This is a genomic window from Lentzea sp. NPDC036955, from assembly GCF_055608005.1.
Map to the genome: position 1 here is coordinate 1 of NZ_JBVJRC010000010.1, position 25,489 is coordinate 25,489.

The window sequence follows — 25,489 nt, forward strand, 5'->3', positions numbered from 1 at the left end:
CAGCCGGGGCCGACGAGGTTCGAGGCGGGGTCGGCCATCGCCGACGAGGACGGCGGTGCCATCGAGGTCGCCGACGTGGTCGCGGTGGTGGAGCTGCTGCCGGCCGTGTCACCCGAGCCGCAGGCCGCGCCGAAGAGGGCGAGCGAGGCGGCGCCGACGGCCAGGACGGTGGTGCGGACGGTCTTGTTCATGACAGGACATCTCCAGGGAGTGGTCGAGCGGTTGCTGCCGGTGATTCGCGACCCCCCGGTGAGCGGATGGGTGCGGTTATCGATCCGTTACCCGAAGCCGTCGCCCACAGTCGGCGTCGAGGGCGGTGACCTGCGCTTCAACCAGTCAGTCGGACACCGACCGATCCATTCGCGCTCCTGCTGCGAACACCAGAGGACAACGCTCCAGGAGAGGACGCAGGATGCCGAAGCTCGAGCGGCCGCTGCACGGCCTGCCACCGGCCACCGGCCATCCGGCCGAACCGTCAGCCGACGAGCTGCTGGCCCTGGTCGCGCGTGGTGACGAGGCCGCGTTCGAACGGCTCTACGACGTGGCGTCCGGTTCGGTGTTCGGCCTGATCAGGCGGGTGGTGCGGGACCAGGCGCAGTCGGAGGAGGTGTTCCAGGAGGTGATGCTCGAGGTGTGGCGGACGGCGACGAGGTTCGACCCCGAGAGGGGCAGTGCCACGACCTGGATCATGACCCTGACGCACCGCCGTGCCGTGGACCGGGTCCGGTCCGCGCAGGCGGCGAGCAACCGCGAGGAGCACGTGGCGCGGCTCGACCCCGCGCGGCCGTTCGACGAGGTGAGCGAGCAGGTCTCCGGCCGGTTCGAGCAACGCCAGGTGCGCCGCTGCCTGAGCTTCCTCACCGAGCTGCAGCGCGAGTCCGTCGTGCTCGCCTACTACCAGGGCTACTCCTACCCCGAGGTGGCGAGCCTGCTGGGCCTGCCGCTCGGCACGGTCAAGACGAGGATGCGCGACGGCCTGATCCGGCTCCGCGACTGCATGGGGGTGACCGGATGAGGACCACGTCCCCCGATCTGCACACGCTCACCGGCGCCTACGCCGTGAACGCCCTGTCCGACCTCGAACGTGCCGCGTTCGAGACCCACCTGGCCCACTGCGCCGGTTGCGCCGTGGAGGTCGCCGAGCTGGCGGCCACCGCGACCCGCCTGGGCGTCGCCGTCGAGTTCACGCCCCCACCGCACCTGCGCGCCCGCGTGCTGGCGGCGGCGAGCGAGACCCGCCAGCTGCCCCCGCACACCCCGCGCGCCGCCCGTTCCCGCAGCTGGCGTCCCGCCGGCGGCCTTCTCGCCGCCGCCTGCCTGGTCGCGGCCGTCGTGCTGACCGTGCAGGTCACGGGTTCCGACTCGTCGCAGGACCAGCTGACCCAGCTGGCGAGCGAGTACGGCCGGTTCTCCGACCTGCTGTCCACACCGGACGCCAGGCTGGTGACCGCGAACGGACCGGCCGGGTCGACCGCCACCGCCGTGATCTCCCCCAGCCGCAACGAACTGCTGTTCCTCAGCCGCTCGATGCCCGCCCCGCCGACCGACCGCGTCTACCAGCTGTGGGTGATCAACTCCGACGGCCCGCACTCGGCTGGCGTGCTCCCCTCGGGCTCGGCACCACTGCTGACCGGCGGCGTCACCGGCGCCGAACGGGTGGCCGTCACCGTTGAGCCACAAGGAGGTTCGCCCACCCCCACCGGCGAGAAGGTGATGGAGATCACCGTCGCGTGACGGTGCCGCGGCCGCTTTAGGCTGCGCACGTGAAGAAACAGGCCTACGCGCTGGCCGCGGTCGTGGACTCGATCGCGGCCGCGCGCCGCACCACCTCCGTGCGCAAGGTGACGAAAACCGCGCTGATGCCCGCTTTGGCGGTCGCCAGCCCACCCCGCGACCCCGGCATGGCCGTGGGCCTCGCCGGCTCGTGGGCGGGCGACGTGGCCCTGCTCGGCGACTCCGACCGCGCGTTCCGCACCGGCCTGTTCTCGTTCCTGGCCGCCCACCTCGGGTACACGGCGGCACTGGCCCGCCGCTCCCGCCCCGGCACCCGCGGCGCCGTCGTGCCGATCGTCGCCGCTTCCGCAGCCGCCGCAGCGCTCTTCGGCCGCGCGGCCGGCCCGCTGGGACGCCCGGTCGCCCTCTACGCCCTCACCCTGGGCACGATGGTGGCCGCCGCGTCCACCGCCCGCGGCACCGGCGCCCGCCGCGTCCTCGGCGGCGCAACCCTGTTCATGACCTCGGACGCGCTGCTCGGCGCGAGTCGGTTCGTCCTCAAAGGACGTGCCGCCCGCATCGCGTCGGCCGGGGTGATGCCGACCTACACGGCCGCGCAGTGGCTGCTGCACACCGGCTTCGCGCAGGGTCGGGGGGAGCCCTCGTAAAACGGTTCCCAGGCGTGTGCTAACGTTCTTCTCGTCGGAACGAGCAGGACACCGGCACACAAACAAGCGCCGCTAGCTCAGTTGGTTAGAGCAGCTGACTCTTAATCAGCGGGTCCGGGGTTCGAGTCCCTGGCGGCGTACACCGGAGAAGCAGGTCGAGATTCGTCTCGACCTGCTTCTCCTTTTGTGCGGGGTTCGTCGCAGACCACCACCGGCTCGACCTCGGCTCACGGCTACTGCTGGTTCCCGACGTTCCTGGTCGCTTCCAGGCGGGCTCGGACGACCTGGACGTAGTCGGCCGGGGTCTTCGCGTTCCTGCACAGCACGACGGCCTTGCAGTCGTCGTCGAACGCGACGACCGCGCCCGGCCCGGGGTTGTCTTCGAGGGTGCAGCCGCCGAGGCCGAAGTCTTTGTGGGGCTGGGCAGCCGCGGCGGCGAAGGCAGCTCAGCGGCGCGCGTGCAGGGCGCTCCGGCGAGAAGGGGACTCCGGCGGGGTGAGCAGGAAGAGCCGCGTGTACGCGCCCGCCTTCCTGATGACCGCCAGCTCGTAGCTCAGCTGCCGGTACGGGTGCGGGAACGTGATGACGCAGCGGGAGTGCTCCACCAGCCACGCGAAGTGCTCGCGCCACTCCTTCGGCCGTGTAGGCCGCCGTTCCCCCGGGCAGGGGCAGGCGGTCGTGCAGGTTCCCCATGTGCTGCCAGCGTCCCAGCAGCTCACTGGCGGTGGGCTCCAGGAACTCGGCGAACGACGCCCTGCCGCGGCGGAACCGGTTGGGCTTGTACGTGATGCCGAGACCGGTGTTCATCCCGTGGTCAGCGGAGGTGTGGGCGAACAGGTCGAGCTCGCGGCGGAACCCGCGGATGTAGACCACCGCGCCGGCCTGGAGGACCACGTCCCTCTCCGCCTCTGCCTTGTCCTTGCGCAGCGCCGCGTCGAGGAAGAGGCTCGCCAGGACGATGAACGGCACGACGAAGACGTGCGCCCCACCGGTCAGGTGGATGACGGCGAGTCCCACCGGGACGGCCAGGGTGAGCGCCTTGCCGATCGAGAGGAACGGCATCCAGTGGCTCCTGCTCCCCACCTCCCTGGTGCGGCTCGGCCTGGTCGTCAGGACCAGGAGCGGCACGGCCAGCACGCCACCGCCCAGGATCGTGAGCAGGACGGTGCTGCGGACCGGGACGTCGTCGAGCGCCACGACCACGTCGAACACCACGCCCGACAGCCAGGCGCCGGCGAGGGCGACCCCCGTGGCGACGTGTCCCAGCCGTCGGCGCAGGTCCCGTTGCGAACCGACCTCCTCGCGGGAACCGGACCAGTACAGCGCCGCGGCGGCCACCACCGGCAGCAGGACCATGACCACCAGGTTCAGGGCGGAGACGAGCTCGCCGTCCGACGCCTCAGCGGACAGGAACAGCATGTTCACCGCGAAGCCTCCAGCGCCAGTGCGGCCCGTTCCCGCGAGCGGGCCAGGTGGACAGTGCTTCCCAGCTCCTCGTTGAGCTCGACGGCCCGCCGGTGGCAGACGAACGCGAACCGGTGCCGTCCCGCCGAGGACAGCGCGACGCCCATCGCGTCGAGCGCCTGCGCCTGGCCGTAGCGGTCGCCGAGCCGCCGGAAGAGCCGCACCGCCTTGGCGTGCAGCACGACCCCGCTGTCCAGCGACCCCTGCGCGGTGCGGACACGGCCGAGGAGGTTGACCGTGCTCGCCTGTCCCGCCAGGTCGGCGCGGGCGGTGTAGATCCGCAGCGCGGCGGTGGCGTCGTCGCACGCCTCCTCCGGCCTGCCCGCGTACAGGTGGCTCCCGGCCCTGCCGTTGAGGCAGTTGGCCTCGCCGTGGGTGTCGCCGCAGCGGCGGTAGTTCTCCAGCGCGGCCGAGTAGCACTCCGCCGACTTCGCCGGTTCACCGATCTCGGCGTACGCCCTGGCCAGCGACTGCAGGACGCGGTTCTCGGCGGCCACGTCGGCCAGCACCCGCGCGGCCTGGAGCGCGGTGGTGTGGCAGTCGGCCCAGTCCTGCCACCGGCCGTGCAGGTGCAGGAAGTCGGTGAGCGCCCACGGGATCATCCACGCGTGGGCGAACGCCCCCTGGTCGAACGCGATGCGGGCGGCGGCGAGCAGGGCCGTGATCTCGGCCGCGAACCAGTCGACCGCCTCGGTGCAGCCCTCCACCGCGGGGAGGACCATCCCCTCGGGCGGGGCGGGCGCGTCGATCGGCCGCCGGTGCGAGTTCAGCACGCGGTCGGCGCGGAGGGCGGTGTGCAGGGCGTGGTCGAGGAAGCCGGTGATCGCCGCGCGGCGCACCTCGTCCGGGTCGACGGCCGCGCACCGTTCCCGCGCGAACACCCGGAGCAGGTCGTGGAAGCGGTACCGGCCGGCGTCGGCGAGCAGCAGGTTGTGCGACGTGAGCTCGCGCAGGTGGCCGCCGGCCTCCCGCACGGTCAGCCCGCTCACCGCCGCCGCGCCCTCGACGCTGAAGGAGTCACCGGGCCACAGGCTCGTCAACCGCACCGTGCGGGCGGCCCCGTCCGACAGCAGGTCGTACGAGCTGGAGATGACGGCACCCAGGTCGGCGGCGGGGATGTCCAGCCGCAGACCGTGCTCCCGCAGCTCCCCCGCGAAGCGCTCCAGGTCCATCCCGGGGTGCTGCACCGCGGAGGCCGCCGCGATCGACACGGCGAGCGGCAGGTCGGCGCACTCCTCAGCGAGCAGCGCGACCGCGGGGTCACCGGCCCGCTCGGCGCCGAGGTGGTTCTCGAACAGCTCCAGCGACTCGGCGCGCGTCAGCGTTCCCAACCGCAGGACCTCCGCGCCGTACAACGCGTGCAGCGCGGCGGGGCTGCGGCGCGTGGTGACGACCACGAAACACCCGTCACCGGGCAACAGCGGTTGCACCTGACCGCTGTCCCGCGCGTTGTCGAGCACCAGCAACAAAGAGCGGTCGTGCACCAGATCGCGGAAAAGAGCCATTCGCTCGTCGCTGTCCGGCGGCACCTCGCCGGGAGGCACCCGCAGCGCGGACAACAACGCCAGTGTGGCCCGGTCCCGGCTGACGGCGGGCTGTCCGGGCGTGAACCCGTGCAGGTCGAGGTAGATCTGCCCGTCGGGGAACAACCGCTCGGCGACGTCCCTCGCCCACCGCGTGACCAGGCACGTCTTGCCGACTCCGGGTGCTCCCTCGACCACGCAGACCCGGTTCCCCCGCCCGGCCGGGGTCTCCGCCAGCGCCGTCAGCGCCGCGAGCGCGTCCGACCTGCCGACGAAGTACCTGCTGGTAGCGGGCAGCTGGCGGGGGACGTGGCGGCGCTGCGCGGTGTCCGGGTGCACGTGGACGCCCCCGTGCACGGTGCCGGCCTGGACCACCGGCCCCCGTGTCCCCACCGCCTGGTTGCTGACCGCGCTCGACCCGTGGTCCACATTTCCCATCATCCACAGCAATGCGCAGAAATCCCGTGCGTCACTCCTGCGGACCGGTTCCGCTGATACGGCTGAGTTATCGCTCAGGCCATTTGCGGTGCTGACGCGGAAAGCAGTCCTCGTCGAACCGAATTCACCTCTGGACGGTCACACCGCGGATCGTCTTGAGGTCGCCGAAGAACGACGGGGTCGGCTGGACGCGGTAGTTGTCCACGACCAGCAGCTCCTTCGTCTTGTCGCGGCGCTGGACCTCCAGGTGCACGGCGACGTGGCCCTCGTGCGACTTGAGGGTCAGCTTCAGCTCCTCGACGATCTCCGGCGTGAGGTTCTTCGCCTGCAGGCCCAGCACGATCGGCGGGTCGGCGTCGGGGTTCAGCTCGGCGTCGCTGATGTCGAGCGGGATGACGCCGTCGCCGAAGATCGCCATCTTGTCCTCGCGCCAGTTGACGCGGCCCTTGACGCAGACGGCGGAGTCGAGCTCCAGGTCGTCCTTCAGCACCTCGTAGGACTTCGGGAAGAACAGCACCTCGATCGAGGCGTCCAGGTCCTCGATCACGGTGATGGCCCAGGGCTGGCCGTTCTTGTTCACCCGGCGCTCGATCGAGGAGATCATGCCGGAGACGATCAGCTCGCCGTCCTTGGGCGGGTCGTCCAGGATCACGGCGATGGGCCGCGGGGCGTGCTTGCGCAGGATGCGCTCGGCGCCGTCGAGCGGGTGCGAGGAGACGTAGAGGCCCAGCATCTCCTTCTCGTAGCTGAGCATCTGCTTGCGCGGGTACTCGTCCGCGCCGATCTTGAGGTGCGCGAGCGGTGAGGTGCTGTCGTCCGGCTCGTCGGCGCTGTCGGAGCCGAAGAGGTCGAACTGGCCCTCCGCCTCCTTGCGCTTGATCGGCACCACGCCGTCGACCGCGTCCTCGTGGACCTGGAAGATGCCCAGGCGGGGGTGGCCGAACGAGTCGAACGCGCCGGCCTTCGTCAGCGACTCGATCACGCGCTTGTTGCAGACCACGAGCTCGGACTTGTCCATGAAGTCCGTGAACGACGTGTAGGCGCCCTTCTCGGCACGGGTCTTGATGATCGACTCGACGACGTTCGCGCCGACGTTGCGGATCGCGCCGAGGCCGAAGCGGATGTCGGTGCCGACCGCGCTGAACCGCAGCGCCGACTCGTTGACGTCCGGCGGGAGGACCTTGATGCCCAGGCGGCGGCACTCGGCGAGGTAGACCGCCGACTTGTCCTTGTTGTCGCCGACCGAGGTGAGCAGGGCGGCCATGTACTCGGCCTGGAAGTTCGCCTTCAGGTAGGCGGTCCAGTAGGAGATCAGGCCGTACGCGGCGGCGTGCGACTTGTTGAACGCGTAGCCGGCGAACGGGAGGATCGTGTCCCAGAGCGCCTGGATGGCCTCGTCGGAGAAGCCGCGCGGGTCGGCCCGCATACCCGCCTGGAAGCCCTCGAACTCCTTCGCGAGGACCTCGGCCTTCTTCTTGCCCATCGCCTTGCGGAGCACGTCCGCGCGGCCCATGGAGTAGCCGGCGACCTCCTGGGCGATGAACATGATCTGCTCTTGGTAGACGATCAGGCCGTGCGTCTCGCCGAGGATCTCCTTGAGCGGTTCCTCGAGCTGCGGGTGGATCGGCTTGACGTCCTGGCGGCCGTTCTTGCGGTCGGCGTAGTCGTTGTGCGCGTTCACGCCCATCGGGCCGGGCCGGTACAGCGCGCCGACGGCGACGATGTCCTCGAACGTCGTCGGCTGCATGCGCCGCAGCAGGTCGCGCATGGGGCCACCGTCGAGCTGGAACACGCCGAGCGTGTCACCGCGGCCGAGCAGCGCGTAGGTCTCCGGGTCGTCCAGCGACAGGTTGTCGAAGTCCGGGACGGCGGCCTCACCGCGGTTGGCCTTGATGTTGTCGATCGCGTCACCCATCACGGTGAGGTTGCGCAGACCGAGGAAGTCCATCTTGAGCAGGCCGATGTTCTCGCACGACGGGTAGTCCCAGCCGGTGATGAACGAGCCGTCGGGGCGGTACCAGAGCGGGATGGACTCGGTGAGCGGGTCCTTCGACATGATGACCGCGCACGCGTGCACACCGGCGTTGCGGATCAGGCCCTCGAGGCCGAGCGCGGTGTCGAAGATCTCCTTCACCTGCACGTCGGTCTCGAGCAGCGACCGCACCTCGGCCGCCTCGCCGTAGCGCGGGTGGCTCTTGTCGACGATGCCCTTGAGCGGGATGTCCTTCGCCATGATCGGCGGCGGCAGCGCCTTGGAGATCTTGTCGGCGATCGCGAAGCCCGGCTGGCCGTGGTGCACGCGCGCCGAGTCCTTCAGCGCGGCTTTGGTTTTGATGGTGCCGAACGTGATGACCTGCGCCACCTTGTCCGCGCCGTACTTCTCGCTCGCGTAGCGGATCATCTCGCCGCGCCGGCGGTCGTCGAAGTCGATGTCGATGTCGGGCATGGCGGTGCGCTCGGGGTTCAGGAACCGCTCGAACAGCAGACCGTGCGGGATCGGGTCGATGTTCGTGATGCCCATCGCCCACGACACGGCGGCACCCGCGGCGGAGCCACGGCCGGGACCCACCCGGATGCCGACGCTGCGGGCGTAGCTGATCAGGTCGGCGACGATGAGGAAGTACGCCGGGAAGCCCTTGTCGATGATGACCTGGGCCTCGTAGTCGCAGCGCTTGATGTACTCCTCGGGGACCGGCTGCCCCTTGAACCGCCACTCCAGGCCGCGCTGGATCTCCTTGCGGAACCAGGACGCCTGGTCCTCGCCCTCGGGGACCTCGAAGTTCGGGATGCGGTCGCGCGGGGTCCACACGTCCTCGTACGACTCGATCATCTCGGCCACGAGCAGCGTGTTGTCGCACGCCTCCGGCAGGTCCTTGAAGACCTCGCGCATCTCGGCGGCCGACTTCAGGTAGTAACCGTCACCGTCGAACTTGAACCGGTTCGGGTCGGTCAGCATCTTGCCGGACTGCACGCAGAGCAACGCGGAGTGCGTGTCCGCCTGCTCCTTGGTGACGTAGTGGCTGTCGTTCGTCGCCAGCGGCGGGATGCCGAGCTTCTTGCTGATCGCGAGCAGGTCCTCGCGGACCCGCGTCTCGATGCTGAGACCGTGGTCCATCAACTCCAGGAAGAAGTTCTCCTTGCCGAAGATGTCCTGGTAGTCGCCTGCGGCCTTGTAGGCCTCCTCGACCTGGCCGAGCCGCAGCCGGGTCTGCACCTCGCCGGACGGGCACCCGGTCGTGGCGATGATGCCCTCGGAGTGCTCGGCGACCAGGCCGCGGTCCATGCGCGGCTTGTAGTAGTAGCCGGTCTTGCTGGCCTCGGTGTGCAGCCGGAACAGGTTGCGCAGGCCGGTGGCGTTCTTCGCCCACATCGTCATGTGGGTGTAGGCGCCCGCACCGGAGATGTCGTCACCGCGCTGGGACGGGTCGCCCCAGAACACGGGCTTGTTGTGCAGCCGGTTGTGCGGTGCGAGGTAGGCCTCGATGCCGATGATCGGCTTGATGCCGGTCTTCGTCGCCGTCTGGTAGAACTCGTCGGCCCCGTACATGTTGCCGTGGTCGCTCATGCCCACCGCGGACATGCCCAGCCGCTCGGCTTCCTCGAACAGCGGGGCCACCTTGGCCGCACCGTCGAGCATCGAGTACTCGGTGTGCACGTGCAGGTGGACGAACGACTGCCCAGACAAGGCGGAGACCTCCCAGCATCGTGGTCGACTGTGCCGGACCCGGCACGGACCAGACGCACACACTAGCCAAGCCCGGTCCGCCGCGGCCGCCCGACCGCACAGCGTCGATGATGCTCCCGAACCTACCCGGACGGGTCGCGCGACGCGCCGTGCGGTGAGCTCGCGGAGGCTGGCCCGCGGGTCGGCGGGCGGGACGCCGCAGTGGCTGCTCAGACGTGCGCACGTCATCACACCGGGTGACATCCAGCCGTGGTGGGCGAGCTCGAACTCGCCGGTGCGCGGTGCGGGCGGCCTTTGCGCATCCGTCACCGGTTGTGCGTTGACTTGCCGCCGAAGCACGTCAAACTGCACGAATGGTGCTTCGGCAGGCGAGCGACTTCGCCCAGCTGTCCGCGTTGATCAAGCAGGCCGGCCTGCTGCGGCGACGGCGCGGCTCTTACTACGTCCGCATCGGCGCGAACCTGCTGGTGTACGCCTCGCTGTGGGTGGTGTTCGCGGTGCTGGGCGACAGCTGGTGGCAGCTCGCGGTGGCGGTCGCGCTGGCGGTCATGACCACGCAGCTGGCGTTCATCGGCCACGACGCCGGCCACAAGCAGATCTTCGCGTCCCGGCGCTGGAACGAGGCCACCGGCTACTTCCACAGTGGACTGGTGGGGGTCAGCTACGACTGGTGGGTGGGCAAGCACAGCCGCCACCACGCCAACCCCAACCACGAGGACGAGGACCCGGACGTCGACATCTCGGTGCTGGCGTTCACCCAGCGGCAGAGCGCGGCCAAGCGCGGGCCGCTGCGCTGGATCGCCGCCCGCCAGGCCTTCCTGTTCTTCCCGCTGCTGCTGCTCGAAGGCTTTGCGCTGCACTGGCACTCGATCAGGTACTCCGGCCGGGAGCGGTACGTGATGATCGCGAACGTAGTCGTGTACCTCGGCGTCGTCTTCTGGGTGCTGTCCCCCGTGTACGCCATCGCGTTCGTGCTGGTGCACCAGGGGGTGTGGGGGCTCTACATGGGATGTTCGTTCGCCCCCAACCACAAGGGCATGCCGGTGCTCTCGGCCGGGCACTCGCTCGACTTCCTGCGCAAGCAGGTGCTGACCTCCCGCAACATCACCGGCGGCTGGTTCGTCGACCTCCTGCTCGGCGGGCTGAACTACCAGATCGAGCACCACCTGTTCCCCAGCATGCCCCGTCCGGCGCTGCGGCACGCCCAGGTGATCGTGCGGGAGTTCTGCGAGCAGCACGGCATCTCCTACGCCCAGTGCGGGCTGTTCCGCTCGTACGGGTACGTGCTGGAGCACCTGCACGAGGCGGCCGCACCGCTGCGGGTCAAACCCGCGGTCTGATTCCCGCCAGACCCGCGGCTGCCGTTCGACCAGGCTTTGCCCCATGGGATCACTTGAAGGCAAAGCAGCACTGGTCACCGGTGGCAGCCGCGGGATCGGGGCCGCAGTCGCCGCCAGGCTCGCCGCGCTGGGTGCGCGGGTGGCGGTGACGTACCAGAACACCAAGCCGGACAACGGGTTCGCGATCAGGGCGGACAGCGCCGACCCGGACGCGGTGGTCGCGGCGGTCGACTCGGCCGCGGCGGAGTTCGGCCGGCTCGACGTGCTGGTGAACAACGCGGGCACGTTCCAGGTGGGGCCGCTGGACGAGATCGGCCGTGCCGAGTTCGACCACACCATGGCCGTGAACGTCCGTGCGCCCTACCTCGCGGCACGGGCGGCGGCACGGCACATGCGCGACGGCGGCCGGATCATCAGCATCGGCAGCAACGTCGCGGTGTACGCGCCGTTCCCCGGTTTCGCGTTGTACTCGGCGAGCAAGACGGCGCTCATCGGGATGACGAAGGGCCTGGCCCGCGAACTGGGACCGCGGGGCATCACCGCGAACATCGTGAACCCCGGTCCGACCGACACGGACATGAACCCGGCGGACGGGCCGATGGCGGAGACGATCCGCGGGCTGACCGCGCTGGGGCGCTACGGGCAGGCTGCGGAGATCGCCGAGGTGGTGGTGGCGCTCGCGGGGGACGCCGGTGCGTACGTCACCGGAGCCTCCGTCAACGCCGACGGCGGGTTCACCGCCTGACCGCTACTGCCCCCAGGTGACCGGCAGGGCGTGCACGCCGTAGATGTTCATGTCGGTCCTGAGCCTCACCTCGTCAGCGGGCACGGCCAGCCGCAGCGTCGGGAACCGGCGCAGCAACCCCTCGAAGCCGGCGCGCATCTCGATGCGGGCCAGCTGCTGGCCGAGGCACTGGTGGATGCCGTGCCCGAACGCCAGGTGGCCGCGTGCGTTGCGGTGCACGTCCAGCTCGTCGGCGCCGGTGAACCTCGCGGGGTCGTGGTTGCCCGCCAGCAGTGACAGGACGACCGTCGACCCCCGCGGGATCGTCTCGCCGAAGAACTCGACGTCCTCCGCTGCGTAGCGGAAGAACACGTCGGCGACCGCGAGGTAGCGCAGCAGCTCCTCGACGGCGCCGGGGACCAGCTCGGGGTCCGCCCGCAGCGCCGCGAGCTGGTCGGGGTGCTCCAGCAGCGCGAACGTGCCCAGCGCCAGCATGTTCGCCGTCGTCTCGTGCCCGGCGAGCAGCAGCAGGAACGACATGCCGACCAGTTCCGGGACGCTCAGGTCCTCGTCGCGGGCGAGGTCGGACAGCAGGTCGTCGGCGGGGTCGGCGCGCTTGGCGGTGACGAGGCCGGCCAGGTAGGTGGCGATGGCCGTGTAGGCGGCCATCTTGTCCTCCAGGGTGATGTCCCGCTCCATCATCCTGGAGGAGTTCACCTGGAAGGTCTCCCGGTCGGCGTACGGGACGCCGAGCAGCTCGCAGATCACCAGCGACGGCACCGGAAGCGCGAACTCGGCGACCAGGTCGACCGGCGGGGTGAGCTCCGCCAGCGCGTCGAGCTGCCGTTCGGTGATCGCGATGATGCCCTCTTCGAGCGCCTTCATCCGCCGGACGGTGAACGCGCCGGTGAGCTTGCGCCGCAGCCGGGTGTGGTCCGGCGGGTCCATGCTCAGGAACAGGCCGGGCTCCTGCGGGGACGGCTCGGTCTGCTCCGGCCAGCCCGGCGTCGGGTACGGCACGTGCAGGACCCCGAGGTCCTGCCGGGAGCTGAACCGGCTGTCCGCCAGCGCCTGCCGGACGGCCTCGTAGCCGGTGACCAGCCACCCCTCGTGGCCGTCGGGGAAGAGCATCGGACTGACCGGGCGCTCCGACCGCACGGCGGTGATGGCGCTGGGCGGGACGAACGGGCCGGCGTCGCGGTCCATCGGCAAGCCTTGCAACATGGTTCGGTCTCCTTCTCAGCGGGTGGACTCGCGGTTGAACAGCTTCTTGGACCACAGGTAGCCGCCGAACCCGATGACGACGCACCAGCCCAGCGCGATCCAGCCGCTGTGGCCGATCGGCGTGCCCGTGAGCAGGCCGCGCAGCGCGTCGATGAACGGGGTGAACGGCTGGTACTCGGCGAACCAGCGCAGCACCGCCGGCATCGAGTCGGTGGGCACGAACCCGTTGCCGAAGAACGGCAGCAGGATCAGCGGCAGGCCGATGTTGCTCGACGACTCGACGGACCTGCTGGCGAGGCCCAGCGCGGCGGAGAGCCAGATGAGCGCGAACGACATGCCCACCAGCAGGCCGATGACGGCCAGCCACTCGACCGGGCCCGCCTGCGGCCGGAACCCGATGGCCACGGCGACGCCGAAGACGAACGCCATGGCGAGCACGGTCTGCACGAGGCTGCCGACGACGTGTCCGGTGAGGACGGACACCCGTGCGATCCGCATGGTGCGGAACCGGTCGACGATGCCCTCGGTCATGTCCATCGCGATGGAGATCGACGTGCCCTGCACCGCCGCGGTGATCGCCATCAGGACGATCGTCGGGGTGACGTAGCTCAGGTACTCGGCGCGGCCACCGGACGGCCCGCCGAGGCCGGCGCCGAGCGTGCCGCCGAAGACGTAGACGAACAGCAGCAGGAAGACGACCGGCATCAGCAGCAGCTGGAACGTCATCGACGGGTAGCGGACCATCCGCCGCAGGTTGCGGCGGACCATCGTCGCCGAGTCGGTCAGCACGTAGCTCATGGCTGGGTCACCTTTTCGGGATTGCCGGTGAGGGCGAGGAAGACGTCGTCGAGGTCGGGGGTGTGCGTGCTCAGCGAGCCGACCGGGACGGCGTTGTGGTCGAGCCGGTCGAGCAGCGCCTTGAGCGAGCTCACGCTGCCGTCGTTCGGCACGCGCACCGCGAGCGCGTCGCCGTCGCGGGTGGCGGTGCGGACGACCCGCAGGGCGGACTCCAGGTGGCGCGGGTCGGTGAACTGCAGCAGGACGTGACCACCGGGGATGCGCCGCTTGAGCTCGTCGGCGGTGCCCTCGGCGACGACCCGGCCGTTGTCGAGCACCGCGATCCGGTCGGCGAGCTCGTCGGCCTCCTCCAGGTACTGGGTGGTCAGGAAGATCGTGACGCCGGAGGCGACCAGCTCCCGCACGACCTGCCACATGGCGCGGCGGCTGCGGGGGTCGAGCCCGGTGGTCGGCTCGTCCAGGAAGATCACCTGCGGTGAGCCCACGAGCGTCATCGCGAGGTCGAGCCGGCGCCGCATGCCGCCGGAGTAGGTCGACGCCGACCGGTCCGCCGCGTCGACGAGGTCGAACTGCTCCAGCAGCCGGTCGGCCCTGCGCCTGCCCTCGGTCTTGCCGAGGTGGTGCAGGTCGGCCATCAGCTTCAGGTTCTCCCTGCCCGTCATCAGGTTGTCTACGGCGGAGAACTGGCCGGTGACGCCAATGGCGGCGCGCACAGCGTCCGGGTCGGCGGCAACGTCATGTCCCGCAACGGAAGCACTGCCGCCATCGGCGCGGATCAACGTGGAGAGGATCTTGACCGTGGTGGTCTTGCCCGCGCCGTTCGCGCCGAGCAACGAGAAGACGGTGCCGCGCGGCACGGTCAGGTCGACGCCCTTGAGCACCTCGGTGTCGCCGTACGAGCGGCGCAGGCCGGTTGCCTTGATCGCGTTCATCGGGGTTGCTCCTCAGGCCCGGCGGATCGTGATGTCGCCGAACGACGTGCTGGCGTGGACCTTGACGGTCTGGGTGGAGTCGCCGGGGCCGTCGCTGCCGTCGAGGGTGTTGGTGACGCGGCCGAACCCGGTCTTGACGTCGAGCCACGCGGCGGTGCCCCTGGCGATGCCGAGCTCGATGCTGCCCATCGCGGTGCTGAGCGTGGCGGTGTCGCGGACGACCTCGCCGACGGTGACGGACCCCATGGCGGTCTTGGCGTCCAGCAGCGCGCCGACCCGCTCGGCGGTGATGTCGCCGTTGGCGGCGCGGGCCCGCAGCTCGCCGCCGACCGCGCCGATCTCGGTGTTGCCGTTGGAGTTCTTCACCGTCAGCGAGCCGGTGACGGCACCGACGCGGATGCTGCCGCTGCCGGACTTCACGTCGGCGTCGCCGTTCACGGCGCCGACGGTGACCTGACCGGCACCGGTGTCGACCTTCAGCTTGCCGGTGCGGTCGACGTGGACGTGGCCCGCGGACATGTCGGCGCCGGTCTCCCCGAGCACGCCGCTGGTGCGGATGCCGCCCGCGGTCACGTCGAGGTCGGCCTTCGAACCGGTCGGCAGCTCGATGACCACGTCGACGCTCCTGGTCTTCTTGGAGAAGTCGAACGTGCGCTTCTGGCCGCGGATGGTCAGCGTGCCGTCGGCGAAGTCGACGCGGGTCTTCTGCGCGGCCTCGACGTCGGAGGTGTCGCGCGGGTCGGACGGCCGGATCTCGACCGAGGTCGTCGTGCGGTCGCTCGCCCTGACCTCGACGTGGCCCGCGTAGATGTCGAGCAGCACCGAAATCGGTTCTGGCGTGTCGTAAGAAGGCATGGCTGTCCCCTCAGAAGGTGTCGGAAAACCGTCTCCGCAGGTCAGAGACGTGAGGTGAAGAGCGGCAGGGAGCTAGCGGACCCAGCCGGTGAACCGCTGCGACTGGGCGACGCCGCCCAGCCAGGAGTCGGTGCCGGTGTCGCGCTTGGGAGCCAGCTGGGCCGTCGCGGCGCGGACCAGCCACGCGTTGACCGAGCGGCCCTCCTTGGCGGCTGCCTCGTCGATCGCGGCCTTGAGCTGTTCGGGCAGGCGGACGTTGATGCGCACGGTGGCGCCGTCCTCGTAACCGGAGGCGTCCTCGGCCGGTGCCGGGGCGGGCTCCGGCGCGACCTCGGCCGGCTGCGGCTCCGGTGCGCGGCGGGTCACGACGAACCGGGGGTCACGGCCCCGCAGCAGCACCTGCACCGAGTCCGGTGCCAGATCCGCGGTGATCTCGTCGGCGGCGGCGGAGAGCGCTTCGAGCAGCGCCAGCCGGATCGCCGACTCCATCGACACGGTCAACCGCTCGACCAGCGCGCTGTCCTCGCCGCTGCCCATCTCGGCGGCGGTGAGGAGCTCGCGGCCGAGGGAAGCCACATACGGGGTCAGATCCATGGCACCACTATGGCACACGGTGGCACCACCCACAAGCACCTTTGGCTCAATTTGGCATCACCGTGGCTCAAAATCCGGCCTCAGGAAGGATAGTCGCAGCTCACAGCAGTGAAGCAGGATGGCTCACGCGGTGCCACAGCGACTCGGAAGTGGCCTTCGGACCGCAGCACGACCGAGCCGGGTGGCACCCGGCGGCTCAGGCTGGCTCAGCGTGGCTCAGGGCATCAGCAGGCGGTGGCTCATCCACGTGAGCCCCTCCGCGATCTGCTCCCTGCTCACGCCGCGGCGGCGCTGCTCCTGGTAGACCTCCGGCGCCAGCGGGGCCAGCAGCACCTCGATCAGCCCGTTCGGCTCCGTGACGCCGGCCTCGACCAGCAGCGACCGCACGTGCACCCGCCAGAACCCGTAGGCGCCCGTGCCGAACCGGGCGGACCCGACCTCCGCGCCCAGCACGAGGTGCAGGTGCCGGTCCAGCAACGAGGTCATCGCGCCGTAGAACGCCGCCAGCCGGTCCGACGGCGTCGCGCCGGGACCGAGCGGCGGCTCGCCGCGCAGCAACTGCTCCTGCAGTTGCCGTTCGTGCTCGTCCAGCAGTGCCGCGGCGATCGACGCCGGGTCCGGGTACCGGCGGTACAGCGTCGCCCTGCCGACACCGGCGGCGCGGGCGATGTCCTCCATCGTGACCTGACGCGCGTCCTTGGCCGCGAACACCTGTTCCGCGGCCGCGAGCACGCGCGCACGGTTGCGCGCGGCGTCGACGCGCTCCTTGACCTCCGGCTGCCCGGTCGTCACCGCGAGCAGGGCCTCACCCTGTCCGCCCCTGATGGCCATGGCCGAATCCTACGCGCACCGCAAGGAAGTGGACAGCGCGTCCACTTGCCCCTTAGGCTGACGCGGTCATATGGACACGCTGTCCACTTATTCAGGTCGGGGGTAGTCCCGTGTACTTCGCACTCTTGGCGGCGGCGCTGCTGGTCGGATGTCTGCTCGCCGTGCAGGCGTCGGTGAACCTTCAGCTGAACAAGGCGGTCGGCACGCCGTACGGCGCCTCGACGCTGCAGCTCAGCGTGGCCACCGCACTGCTCGCGATCCTCGCGGTCGCGGTCGGCACGATCGGCGCGGTCTCCCTCGTGCCCGACGTCGAGCCGTGGCACCTGCTCGGTGGCCTCGCAAGCCCGCTCTACATCACCAGCGGCATCCTGCTGTTCCCGCGCCTGGGCGCGCTGGCGGCCGTCGGCCTCTTCGTCACCGGCCAGATGTTCGCCTCGCTCGCGCTGGACCTGTTCGGGCTGTTCGGCGTGCCGAGGCAGCCGCTCACGATCGGCATCGCGGTGGGCGCCCTCGCCGTCCTGGCCGGCATCACCGTGATCATCCGCGGTCAGCTCAAGGCGCAGAAGGCAGCCGCACCCGCCAGCGCCGCGCCCGCACCGGCCACGCCCGCGGGCGGTGGCACCGCCGTCGCGACGAAGTCCGCGTCCGGCACGAGCGTGAAGCAGGCCGGCTGGATCGTGCTCGGCATCGTCGCCGGTGCCGTGCTGCCGATCCAGGGCGCGGTGAACGCCAAGCTGCGCGCCGACCTCAAGGCGCCGATCACCGTCGCGATGATCAGCTTCGTGGTGGCCACGCTCGCCATCGCCATCGTGCTGCTCGTCATGCGCGCGCTCAACCGCACTCCCGCGCCGAAGCTGGCGCCGCTCAAGACGATGCCGTGGTGGGGCTGGCTCGGTGGCGCGTGCGCCGCCGCCTACGTCACCGCGACGTTCATGCTCATCCCGGAGATCGGCGCCGCCACCACGGTCGCGCTCACCGTCACCGGCCAGCAGCTGGCCTCCGCGCTGATCGACAGCCGCGGTCTGTTCCAGATGCCGCGCCGGCCCTTCACCGCGGTCCGCGTCACCGGCCTCGCGCTGCTGGTCGTCGGTTCCGCACTCGTCCAACTCACCTGACACCACGCACTTGGGGGGACCACCCGTGCCGCCGAACATGCGCAAGCCCTACCGCGCAGCTCCCGAGATCTTCACCCTCCCGTCGTACTTACCGATTCCCGGCGCGGGCCTGCTGCCCGTCAACGCGCACCTGGTCCGCGCACGGGAACCCGTCCTCGTCGACACCGGCATGGGCATCGACCGCAGCGACTTCCTGGAGTCGCTGTGGTCTTTGGTCGATCCGGTGGACCTGCGGTGGATCGTGCTCACCCACGACGACCGCGACCACGCGGGGAACCTCAAGGAAGTCCTCATGGCGGCACCGAACGCCATGCTGATCACCAACGGCCTCGCCGTCGCCCGCCTCGGCGAGGAGTGGGACGTGCCGCCGAACCGGGTGCGCCTCGTCAACCCCGGCCGGACGCTCGACCTGGGCGACCGCAAGATCACGCTGCTGCGCCCGCCGTCCTACGACTCCCCCTCCACGCTCGCCGTGTACGAGCACCAGGAGGAAGCGTTCTTCAGCGCGGACAGCTTCGGCACGATCATCCCGGACCTGGTCGACGACGCCACGGACGCCAAGGAGAGCGAGTACCTGGAGGGCATGGCGCTCTTCACGCGCGCCAACGCCCCGTGGACCGCCCTGGTCGACCAGGCCAAGTGGGACCGCAACCTCGACGACCTCGCCCGGCTGCGGCCGCGCCGGGTCCTCAGCTCGCACGGCCCGACCGCGACCGACCGCGTCGAGCGGCTCATCGAGACCGTCCGCGGCGTGCCCGCGATGGACCCGTGGCTGCCCGACGAGGACGTCGAGGTCGAGTCGGTGCTCGCCCAGTACGAAGCAGACCAGAGGAGTGCGCAGTGACCGTCACCAAGGCAGACCTCACGCCGGAGCAGGGCACCATCGTCGTGTTCTCCGACATCTGGTGCTCCTTCGCCCACATCGGCATCCACCGCCTGCACGCCACCCGCGAACGGCTCGGCCTGCAGGACCGCGTCCGGTTCGACCTGCGCGCGTTCCCGCTGGAGCTGCTGAACAACGCCTCCAGCCCGCGCTCGGGCACGGACAGCGAGGTCGGGCGGATGGCGGCGCAGGAGCCCGCCGCCGGCTGGCAGCTGTGGCAGGTGCAGGACTGGCTGTACCCGTCGACCGTCCTCCCGGCGCTGGAGGCGGTGCAGGCGGCCAAGCTGCAGGGCCTGCACGCCTCCGAGCAGCTCGACCTGAGGCTGCGCAAGGCTTTCTGGGCCGAGTCGCGCAACATCAGCAACCGCAAGGTGATCGTCGACTGCGCCCAGGACACCGGTGCGGTCGACGTGGCCGAGCTCGTCGAGGCACTCGACGACGGCCGGGCCCGCCGCACGCTGAGCGACCAGGCTGCCATCGCGGCCACGGACGTCGTGAACTGCAGCCCGCACCTGTTCCTGCCCGACGGCAGCGACCACGCCAACCCCGGCATCCAGGTGCGCTGGGAGGGCGGTTACGGCGTCGGCTGGCCCGTCGTGGAGGCCGACGACAGCGACGTCTACGAGGAAATCCTGAAGCGTTCGGCGGCCTGACCGCGGAACCCAGTCAAAACGGACACAGAAAAAACTTAACCATCCTCCGCTAAATAACAAGCAGAACACCAGAAACCGGCATGGCGCGCCCCTTCAGGGGCAGCGCCATTTCGGCGTTCCCGAAAAAGCAGCTCAGGAATCCCATAGGCAACTTTGCAGAAACATTGGCGTTACCTTTCCGTTACACAAATTCTCGAAGCGTTCGGATAGCTTTGCACCCATCGCGGCTGGGGAGTTCGCGAAACCACCCACAACAATTCCTCGGGGGAATTACTGTGAGTAACAACAATGCTGTGGAAGATTTCGTCGATCTCACACAGCACGAACTGCTCGCTCTTCGAACAAAGTTCAACCTCGCTGACGCGCACACCCACCAGTACCAGTCGCCGAGTCAGGACAAGATCGTTTCTCGACTTCCTGACCTGTGGTACGAGGCTGAGCGCGACCAGCAGGCCCACTTCGAGCAGAAGTTCATCGATGCTTTCTTCCGGCTGCACAAGCAGCCGACCGCGCTGGCAATGGGAAAGACCTGGCTGTCCTACTCGGCCAGCGTCTCCACGATGGTCGCGGCGATGTACATGAAGCAGCGCAACATGTCCGTCTCTTTGGTCGAACCGTGCTTCGACAACTTGGTCGATCTGCTGAAGTGCATGCGGGTGGACACCCGGCCGCTGGCCGAGACCGCGCTGCACGACGTCGGCTCGATCTACGAGAACCTGAAGGTCGTCGAGACCGACGCGATCTACCTGGTCGACCCCAACAACCCCACCGGGTTCACGCTGCTCAAGGACGGCCGCAGCGGTTTCGAGGAGGTCGTCCGCTTCTGCGTCGACCACGACAAGCTGCTCGTCATCGACTTCTGCTTCGCCTCGTTCGCGCTGTGCGACCAGGGCATGGACCGCTTCGACGTCTACCAGCTGCTGGAGGACTCGGGCGTCACGTACATGGCGATCGAGGACACCGGCAAGACCTGGCCGGTGCAGGACGCCAAGTGCGCGATGATCACGGTCAGCGAGAACATCCGCGAAGAGGTCTACAACATCCACACGGCGGTGCTGCTCAACGTCTCGCCGTTCGTGCTGAACGTCCTCACCCAGTACGTCGAGGACTCCATCGCCGACGACTTCGCGTCGGTGCGCGACGTCATCAGCGAGAACCGGGCCACCATCCGCGAGGCGCTCGAGGGCACGATCCTCGAGTACGTCCAGCCGGTCGTGGACACCAGCGTCGCGTGGTTCCGCATCGCGGACGAGAACCTGACGGCCACCGAGCTGCAGGCCTCCATGCTGGAGCACGAGGTCTACGTGCTGCCCGGCACGTTCTTCTACTGGAACGAGCCGGCCCGCGGCGAGCGGTTCGTCCGCATCGCGCTCGCCCGCCAGCCGGAGCACTTCGCCGGCGCCGCGCGCAAGATGCGGGAGGTGCTGCTGTCCGATGAGCGCTGAGGCGATGATCGACGCCTCGCTGTTCATGGGCATGCACAGCACCGACGACACGATCCGCCTCCGCTGCAAGAGCTTCTTCGCGCAGCGGATGGCGGACCGGGTCTCGATGAGCCTCGAACACGTGGGGTTTTGCGACAACCTGGTGTGGAGCCACCCCAGAGCGGAGCAGGACGCGTACTACCCGTTCATGGACGTCCTCCACACGGACATGCGGATCGACCGCATCGGCTACGAGGAGACGGACCTCAAGTTCGCCCTCGACCGGGCCTGGCCGCCCGACCTGCCCTGGCACGAACGGCTGCTGCTCGCCATGGCGACCAGGCTCGGTGCCACCGTGCACACGGCCAGCAGCCGGCTCACCGCCCGCACCGACCTGCCCGCCGCGGTGGTGTCGGTGTGGAACACCGCAGAAGAGTCCACGGTGGACTTCCCGCAACCGCTGGAACGGCTCTACGAAGAGTCGCTGGCGTTGCGGGTTGCTCCGGAGAGGGTGTGAACGACGATGGCTTACTCCGGAACGATCGTGCCGCTGGTGACCCCGCTCGACGACAGCGGGCAGGTGGACACCGACAGCGTCGCGCGGCTCGTGGAGTCGGTGCGGGGCAACGTGAACGGGCTGATGCCCACGCTGAGCTCCGGCGAGGGCTGGCTGCTCGACACCCGGCAGTGGACCGACATGGTGAGCGCGACCGTCGAGCACTCCGGTGGGTTGCCGGTGCTGGCCGGCGTTCAGCTGCCCGACACCGAGTCGGTGGTCGAGCGGTCGCGGCTGGCCGAACGGCTCGGCGTGTCGGCGGTGGTGGTCACCACGCCGTTCCGCGCGGACATCAGCCAGGACGAGATCTTCCAGCACTACCGGGAGGTCTCCGAGGCGCTCGACGTCGGACTCTTCCTCTACAACGAGAAAGCCGTGTCCGGCAACAGCATCGAGCCCGCGACGCTGCGGCGCGTCTGCACGCAGCTGCCGAACGTCGTCGGCGTCAAGGAGTCCAGCGGCTCCGCGGAGCTGACCCGCGCGCTGGTCGCCGAGTGCCCCGGCCTGCCGGTGTTCGAGGGCTGGGAGAACCTGCTGCTGGAGGCGCGGGGCGTCGCGGGGTTCATCGGCCCGCTCGCCAACCTGGAGCCGAAGGTGTGCACGGAGATGCTCGCCGAGCCCACGCAGGAGCGGCAGGACGAGATCAACGCGCTGTGCGAGAAGTACGGCGTGTTCGAGGACGACTGGTACCGCCACGTCAAGACGGCCCTGCGCGAGCGCGGGATCATCAAGACAGACCGGGTGGTGGGCACATGAGCGACCAGCGGCAGCTCTACGTGCACAACCGCTCGGTCCTCGACCTCGGCGCCTACGCCGACCTGCTCGACATCGAGAGCCGCTGGGTCGTGCCCAAGGCCGCGGAGCTGGAGGCGGCGGCGCCGTCGTTCGGCCACCGCCGTGAGCTGCTGGAGGCGATCGAGGCGTTCCTCAAGGAGGAGGAGGCCGCCGGTCCGTCCGAGCACGAGCGGTTCCTCGCCGAGGAGGCCACGCTGGACCAGTTCCGCGTGGTGGTGCGGGAGTTCGCCGTCGACGGGCTGGTGGAGTCCCAGTCGCACCTGGGAATCCTGCCGCGGCTGCCGAACAAGGCGCGGATGGCCGTGCTGCGCGTGCTGATCGACGAGTTCGGCTGCGGCAACGACGAGCAGGAGCACTCGGCGCTGTACGGCAAGCTGGTGGCCGAGCTCGGCATGCCGACCGACCTCGACTGGTACGTGGAGCGGGTCGGCGACGAGAGCTTCGCCTACGTCAACCTGTTCCACTGGCTCGCCGAACGGGCGCCCGCGCCGGAGTACTTCCTCGGCGCCTACACCTACTTCGAGTCGAGCGTGCTGTACGCGTTCCGGTGCTACGCGCAGGCGTGCGACCGGCTGGGGGTCGTCAACCGCAGGTACTACGACGAGCACCTCTACATCGACGCCTACCACAGCAGGCAGATGCAGGCGTCGATCAAGGCGCTGGCCGACGAGCGGCCGGTCGACCTCGCGAAGGTGTGGACCGGCGTGACGCTGACCAGCGCGGTCGTGGCCGAGGCGACCGAGGCCGCGATCGACAGGGCGAGGGCGGCATGAGCGCCGAACCCGTGGTGCGCCAGCTCGCGGAGGACCTGATCCTGGTGGAGGTCGCGGGCAGGCGGATCCTCACCGAGTCCGCCTGCCCGCACCGCCGCGGCCGGCTGCGCTACGGCTACGTCAACGGCCGCACGCTGCGCATCACCTGCCCGCTGCACCTCTCGTCGTTCGACCTCACCACCGGCAGGCAGGTCACCGGGCCACCGTGCCGCGAGCTCGTGGTGGCACCGCTGGCGGAGGGCGCCGAGGTGCCCGACCCGGACACCGCCCGCGCACTGCTGGCAGCGGCGGAGGAGGCCCGATGAGCACTCCGCAGAAGGTCGTGGTGGAGACCCGCGGCGTGGACGTCGTCCCGGACGAGGAGCGGACGTCGTCGCCGGGGGAGTTCTTCTGGATCTGGAACTCCGCGCAGTTCTCGCTGGGCACCGTCGTGCTCGGCTCGGTGCCGGTGGCGTTCGGGCTCGGCTGGTGGGCGAGCATCAGCTCGTTGCTGATCGGGCTGCTGATCGGCACGGTCGTGGTCGCGCCGCTGGTGCGGTTCGGCAAGGCCACCGGCGCCAACGACCCGGTGTCGAGCGGCGCCCACTTCGGCGTGCGCGGGCGGGTCATCGGCAACGTCATCACGGTCTGCGCGGCGATCGGGTTCTTCTCGATCGCCGTGTGGACCGGCGCGACCGCGATCCTGTTCGCCGGGCAACGCCTGCTCGGCACGCCCGCGGACGGTGCGGCGCTCGCCGTGGTCGCACCGGTCGTGGCGGTGGTCGTGGTGCTCGTCGCGGTGTACGGCCACGCGGTGCTGCTGGCCACCTACCGGGTGATGACGATCATCGGTGCCGCGGTGCTGCTGGGGCTCGTCGTGGTGCTGCTGCCGGAGTTCGACCCCGGGTACGCCGGCGGTGCGTACGCGCTCGGCGACTTCACCAGGACGTGGCTGCTCGCGGTCACGTTCAGCGCGACGGTGCCGATCTCGTACTCGACCTTCCAGGGCGACTACAGCCGCTACCTGCCGAGGTCGGTGAGCGACCGGACCGCCGTGTGGTGGAACGGTTCCGCGATGTACCTGAGCAACGCGGTGGCGCTGGGCGTGGGCGCGTTCGTCACCACGCTGCTGACCGATCCCGGTAAGCCGTGGATCATCGGTGTGGCCGGTGTGGTGCCGGCGTGGTTCGCGGTCGTCGTGGTGGCCTACGGGCTCGCGGGCACCCTGCCGCAGGGTGGCCTGTGCATCTACGCGGCGGGCCTGTCGGCGCAGTCGATCTTCTGGCGGCTGTCCCGGCCGGTGGCGACGGTCCTGGTGTCGGTGGTCGGCGTCAGCGCGCTGTACGTGGGCGCGGTGGTGTACGACGCGATCGACTCGATCTCGGCGTTCGTGCTGGTGCTGCTGGTGTTCGTGGCGCCGTGGGCCGCGATCATGCTGGTGGGCTACCGGCAGCACGGTGGCCGCTACTCGGCCGCGGACCTGCTCGCGTTCACCTCCGCCGGCCAGGGCCGCTACTGGTACACCGGCGGGTTCAACCTCCGCGCGGTGTGCGCGTTCGTGCCGTCCGTCCTGCTGGGACTGCTGTTCGTCGGCAACACCCTCTACACCGGCCCGCTCGCGGGGCTGGCGGGCGGGATCGACCTGAGCGCGGTGGTCCCGTTCGTGGTCGCCGCGGTCCTGTACGACGTGCTGTGCCGCCTGTTCCCGGAAAGGGTTCTCGCGCATGCCGACTGACCCGCGGCTCCCGTCGAGCCACGACACGATCACGGTCTTCACCGACCTCAACTGCTCCTTCGCCCACCTGGCCGTGTACCGGTTGCACGAGGCACGGCGCAGGCTGGGGCTGGAGGGCCGGATCTGGTTCGACCACCGGGCCTTCCCGCTGGAGCTGTTCAACCGCACGGTCAACGAACGCCCCGGCGTCGACTCCGAGGTGTCCGTGATCGGCGCGCTGGAACCGGACGCGGGCTGGCGGCTGTGGCAGGGACCGGACTGGACGTACCCGGTCACGATGCTGCCGCCGCTGGAGGCGGTGCAGGCCGCGAAGGCCCAGGGCTGGCACGCCTCCGAACAGCTCGACCTGGCGCTGCGCCGGGCGTTCTGGGCGGAGGGCCGCTGCATCTCCCTGCGCCACGAGATCCTCGACATCGCCGGGTCGACCGGTGTCGTGGACGTCGGCGAACTGGCTCGCGCGCTCGACGACGGCCGTGCCCGTGCGGACGTCATGAGCCAGTACGAGGCCGCGAAGGACGGGCGGGTGAACTGCAGCCCGCACGTGTTCCTGCACGACGGGACGAACCTCGCGAACCCCGGCATCCGCACCCGCTGGGTCAACGGCGGGTTCGGCACCGGGTTCCCGGTGATCGACGCCGACGACCCGTCGGTCTACACCGATCTGCTCGACCGCGCCGCCGGGTTGTCGACGGCCGCCTGACACGCCCCGGTCGCGCCGGCGCCGCCGCCGCGACCGGGAGCGGATCACCACCGGTGCCGTCCCGACAACGGCGCCGGTGCCGAGGTG

The 25,489-nt window shown here is 70.0% G+C and carries 24 protein-coding genes, 1 tRNA gene and 1 pseudogene; 16 read left to right on the plus strand and 10 right to left on the minus strand.

Annotated features, from left to right (window positions below):
• A pseudogene (locus tag ACZ7CF_RS31535) lies at positions 1 to 191 on the minus strand (fasciclin domain-containing protein); the annotation flags it as partial.
• Positions 192 to 412: 221 nt separating this feature from the next.
• Between ACZ7CF_RS31535 and ACZ7CF_RS31540 the strand changes: the two are divergent.
• From ACZ7CF_RS31540 to ACZ7CF_RS31555, 4 genes are all read left to right on the plus strand, one after another.
• Positions 413 to 1,015, plus strand: a complete 603-nt coding sequence (locus ACZ7CF_RS31540; protein ID WP_360400796.1) for a sigma-70 family RNA polymerase sigma factor — start codon at positions 413 to 415, stop codon at positions 1,013 to 1,015.
• Positions 1,012 to 1,734, plus strand: a complete 723-nt coding sequence (locus ACZ7CF_RS31545) for an anti-sigma factor (RefSeq protein WP_458434050.1) — start codon at positions 1,012 to 1,014, stop codon at positions 1,732 to 1,734. Before ACZ7CF_RS31540 ends, ACZ7CF_RS31545 begins: the two co-directional genes overlap by 4 nt.
• Before the next feature lie 29 nt (positions 1,735 to 1,763).
• Positions 1,764 to 2,381 (plus strand): lysoplasmalogenase, encoded by a 618-nt coding sequence (locus ACZ7CF_RS31550; RefSeq protein ID WP_470371291.1) that lies wholly within the window; start codon positions 1,764 to 1,766, stop codon positions 2,379 to 2,381.
• A 66-nt stretch (positions 2,382 to 2,447) separates the two neighbouring features.
• A tRNA-Lys gene (locus ACZ7CF_RS31555) sits at positions 2,448 to 2,521 on the plus strand.
• On the opposite strand, the gene ACZ7CF_RS31560 is transcribed toward ACZ7CF_RS31555, so the two are convergent.
• The 3 genes from ACZ7CF_RS31560 to dnaE all read right to left on the minus strand — a co-directional run bounded on the left by ACZ7CF_RS31560 (position 2,487) and on the right by dnaE (position 9,491).
• On the minus strand, positions 2,487 to 3,806 hold the full coding sequence (locus ACZ7CF_RS31560) for a hypothetical protein (RefSeq protein WP_470371292.1): 1,320 nt from the start codon (positions 3,804 to 3,806) through the stop codon (positions 2,487 to 2,489). The two genes, ACZ7CF_RS31555 and ACZ7CF_RS31560, sit on opposite strands and share 35 nt — an antisense overlap.
• A complete protein-coding gene (locus ACZ7CF_RS31565; RefSeq protein WP_470371293.1) occupies positions 3,803 to 5,797 on the minus strand; it encodes a tetratricopeptide repeat protein in 1,995 nt (664 codons plus the stop codon). Before ACZ7CF_RS31565 ends, ACZ7CF_RS31560 begins: the two co-directional genes overlap by 4 nt.
• 133 nt (positions 5,798 to 5,930) lie before the next feature.
• Positions 5,931 to 9,491: a DNA polymerase III subunit alpha gene (dnaE, locus tag ACZ7CF_RS31570; protein WP_458434056.1), complete on the minus strand. Its 3,561-nt coding sequence runs from the start codon at positions 9,489 to 9,491 to the stop codon at positions 5,931 to 5,933.
• Between the two features lie 353 nt (positions 9,492 to 9,844).
• On the opposite strand from dnaE, the gene ACZ7CF_RS31575 reads away from it, so the two are divergent.
• Both ACZ7CF_RS31575 and ACZ7CF_RS31580 read left to right on the plus strand, forming a co-directional pair.
• On the plus strand, positions 9,845 to 10,831 hold the full coding sequence (locus ACZ7CF_RS31575) for a fatty acid desaturase family protein (RefSeq protein ID WP_470371294.1): 987 nt from the start codon (positions 9,845 to 9,847) through the stop codon (positions 10,829 to 10,831).
• Between the two features lie 43 nt (positions 10,832 to 10,874).
• Entirely contained in the window at positions 10,875 to 11,576 is a 702-nt protein-coding gene (locus tag ACZ7CF_RS31580) for an SDR family NAD(P)-dependent oxidoreductase (protein ID WP_360400776.1), read from the plus strand.
• A gap of 3 nt (positions 11,577 to 11,579) precedes the next feature.
• On the opposite strand, the gene ACZ7CF_RS31585 is transcribed toward ACZ7CF_RS31580, so the two are convergent.
• From ACZ7CF_RS31585 to ACZ7CF_RS31610, 6 genes are all read right to left on the minus strand, one after another.
• Complete coding sequence (locus ACZ7CF_RS31585; protein ID WP_470371295.1) at positions 11,580 to 12,779, minus strand: cytochrome P450; 1,200 nt, start codon at positions 12,777 to 12,779, stop codon at positions 11,580 to 11,582.
• A 15-nt stretch (positions 12,780 to 12,794) separates the two neighbouring features.
• Positions 12,795 to 13,577, minus strand: a complete 783-nt coding sequence (locus tag ACZ7CF_RS31590; protein WP_360400770.1) for an ABC transporter permease — start codon at positions 13,575 to 13,577, stop codon at positions 12,795 to 12,797.
• Positions 13,574 to 14,509 (minus strand): ATP-binding cassette domain-containing protein, encoded by a 936-nt coding sequence (locus tag ACZ7CF_RS31595; protein WP_470371296.1) that lies wholly within the window; start codon positions 14,507 to 14,509, stop codon positions 13,574 to 13,576. Before ACZ7CF_RS31595 ends, ACZ7CF_RS31590 begins: the two co-directional genes overlap by 4 nt.
• A 12-nt stretch (positions 14,510 to 14,521) precedes the next feature.
• Positions 14,522 to 15,364: a DUF4097 family beta strand repeat-containing protein gene (locus ACZ7CF_RS31600; RefSeq protein WP_470371297.1), complete on the minus strand. Its 843-nt coding sequence runs from the start codon at positions 15,362 to 15,364 to the stop codon at positions 14,522 to 14,524.
• A gap of 72 nt (positions 15,365 to 15,436) precedes the next feature.
• Positions 15,437 to 15,958 carry a YlcI/YnfO family protein gene (locus ACZ7CF_RS31605; RefSeq protein WP_458434059.1) on the minus strand — a complete coding sequence of 174 codons (522 nt, stop codon included), beginning with the start codon at positions 15,956 to 15,958 and terminating at the stop codon, positions 15,437 to 15,439.
• 216 nt (positions 15,959 to 16,174) lie between these two features.
• Positions 16,175 to 16,789, minus strand: a complete 615-nt coding sequence (locus tag ACZ7CF_RS31610; RefSeq protein WP_360400753.1) for a TetR/AcrR family transcriptional regulator — start codon at positions 16,787 to 16,789, stop codon at positions 16,175 to 16,177.
• A gap of 110 nt (positions 16,790 to 16,899) precedes the next feature.
• On the opposite strand from ACZ7CF_RS31610, the gene ACZ7CF_RS31615 reads away from it, so the two are divergent.
• The 10 genes from ACZ7CF_RS31615 to ACZ7CF_RS31660 all read left to right on the plus strand — a co-directional run bounded on the left by ACZ7CF_RS31615 (position 16,900) and on the right by ACZ7CF_RS31660 (position 25,402).
• Positions 16,900 to 17,904 carry a DMT family transporter gene (locus ACZ7CF_RS31615; protein ID WP_360400750.1) on the plus strand — a complete coding sequence of 335 codons (1,005 nt, stop codon included), beginning with the start codon at positions 16,900 to 16,902 and terminating at the stop codon, positions 17,902 to 17,904.
• A gap of 25 nt (positions 17,905 to 17,929) precedes the next feature.
• Positions 17,930 to 18,748 (plus strand): MBL fold metallo-hydrolase, encoded by an 819-nt coding sequence (locus ACZ7CF_RS31620; RefSeq protein WP_360400747.1) that lies wholly within the window; start codon positions 17,930 to 17,932, stop codon positions 18,746 to 18,748.
• Positions 18,745 to 19,440: a DsbA family oxidoreductase gene (locus ACZ7CF_RS31625; RefSeq protein WP_360400744.1), complete on the plus strand. Its 696-nt coding sequence runs from the start codon at positions 18,745 to 18,747 to the stop codon at positions 19,438 to 19,440. The genes ACZ7CF_RS31620 and ACZ7CF_RS31625 overlap by 4 nt, the downstream gene beginning before the upstream one ends.
• A 293-nt stretch (positions 19,441 to 19,733) precedes the next feature.
• Positions 19,734 to 20,885, plus strand: coding sequence for an aminotransferase class I/II-fold pyridoxal phosphate-dependent enzyme (locus ACZ7CF_RS31630; protein ID WP_360400741.1), 1,152 nt, complete (start codon positions 19,734 to 19,736; stop codon positions 20,883 to 20,885).
• Entirely contained in the window at positions 20,875 to 21,381 is a 507-nt protein-coding gene (locus tag ACZ7CF_RS31635) for a DUF6190 family protein (protein WP_360400738.1), read from the plus strand. Before ACZ7CF_RS31630 ends, ACZ7CF_RS31635 begins: the two co-directional genes overlap by 11 nt.
• Before the next feature lie 6 nt (positions 21,382 to 21,387).
• Positions 21,388 to 22,176, plus strand: coding sequence for a dihydrodipicolinate synthase family protein (locus tag ACZ7CF_RS31640; RefSeq protein ID WP_360400735.1), 789 nt, complete (start codon positions 21,388 to 21,390; stop codon positions 22,174 to 22,176).
• On the plus strand, positions 22,173 to 22,988 hold the full coding sequence (locus tag ACZ7CF_RS31645) for an iron-containing redox enzyme family protein (protein WP_360400732.1): 816 nt from the start codon (positions 22,173 to 22,175) through the stop codon (positions 22,986 to 22,988). Before ACZ7CF_RS31640 ends, ACZ7CF_RS31645 begins: the two co-directional genes overlap by 4 nt.
• The gene (locus ACZ7CF_RS31650; RefSeq protein ID WP_360400729.1) at positions 22,985 to 23,293 is read left to right on the plus strand and encodes a Rieske (2Fe-2S) protein; all 309 of its coding nucleotides are present in this window, start codon (positions 22,985 to 22,987) and stop codon (positions 23,291 to 23,293) included. Before ACZ7CF_RS31645 ends, ACZ7CF_RS31650 begins: the two co-directional genes overlap by 4 nt.
• On the plus strand, positions 23,290 to 24,702 hold the full coding sequence (locus ACZ7CF_RS31655) for a purine-cytosine permease family protein (RefSeq protein WP_360400726.1): 1,413 nt from the start codon (positions 23,290 to 23,292) through the stop codon (positions 24,700 to 24,702). The genes ACZ7CF_RS31650 and ACZ7CF_RS31655 overlap by 4 nt, the downstream gene beginning before the upstream one ends.
• Positions 24,692 to 25,402, plus strand: a complete 711-nt coding sequence (locus tag ACZ7CF_RS31660) for a DsbA family oxidoreductase (RefSeq protein ID WP_360400723.1) — start codon at positions 24,692 to 24,694, stop codon at positions 25,400 to 25,402. Before ACZ7CF_RS31655 ends, ACZ7CF_RS31660 begins: the two co-directional genes overlap by 11 nt.
• Positions 25,403 to 25,489: the final 87 nt, after the last annotated feature.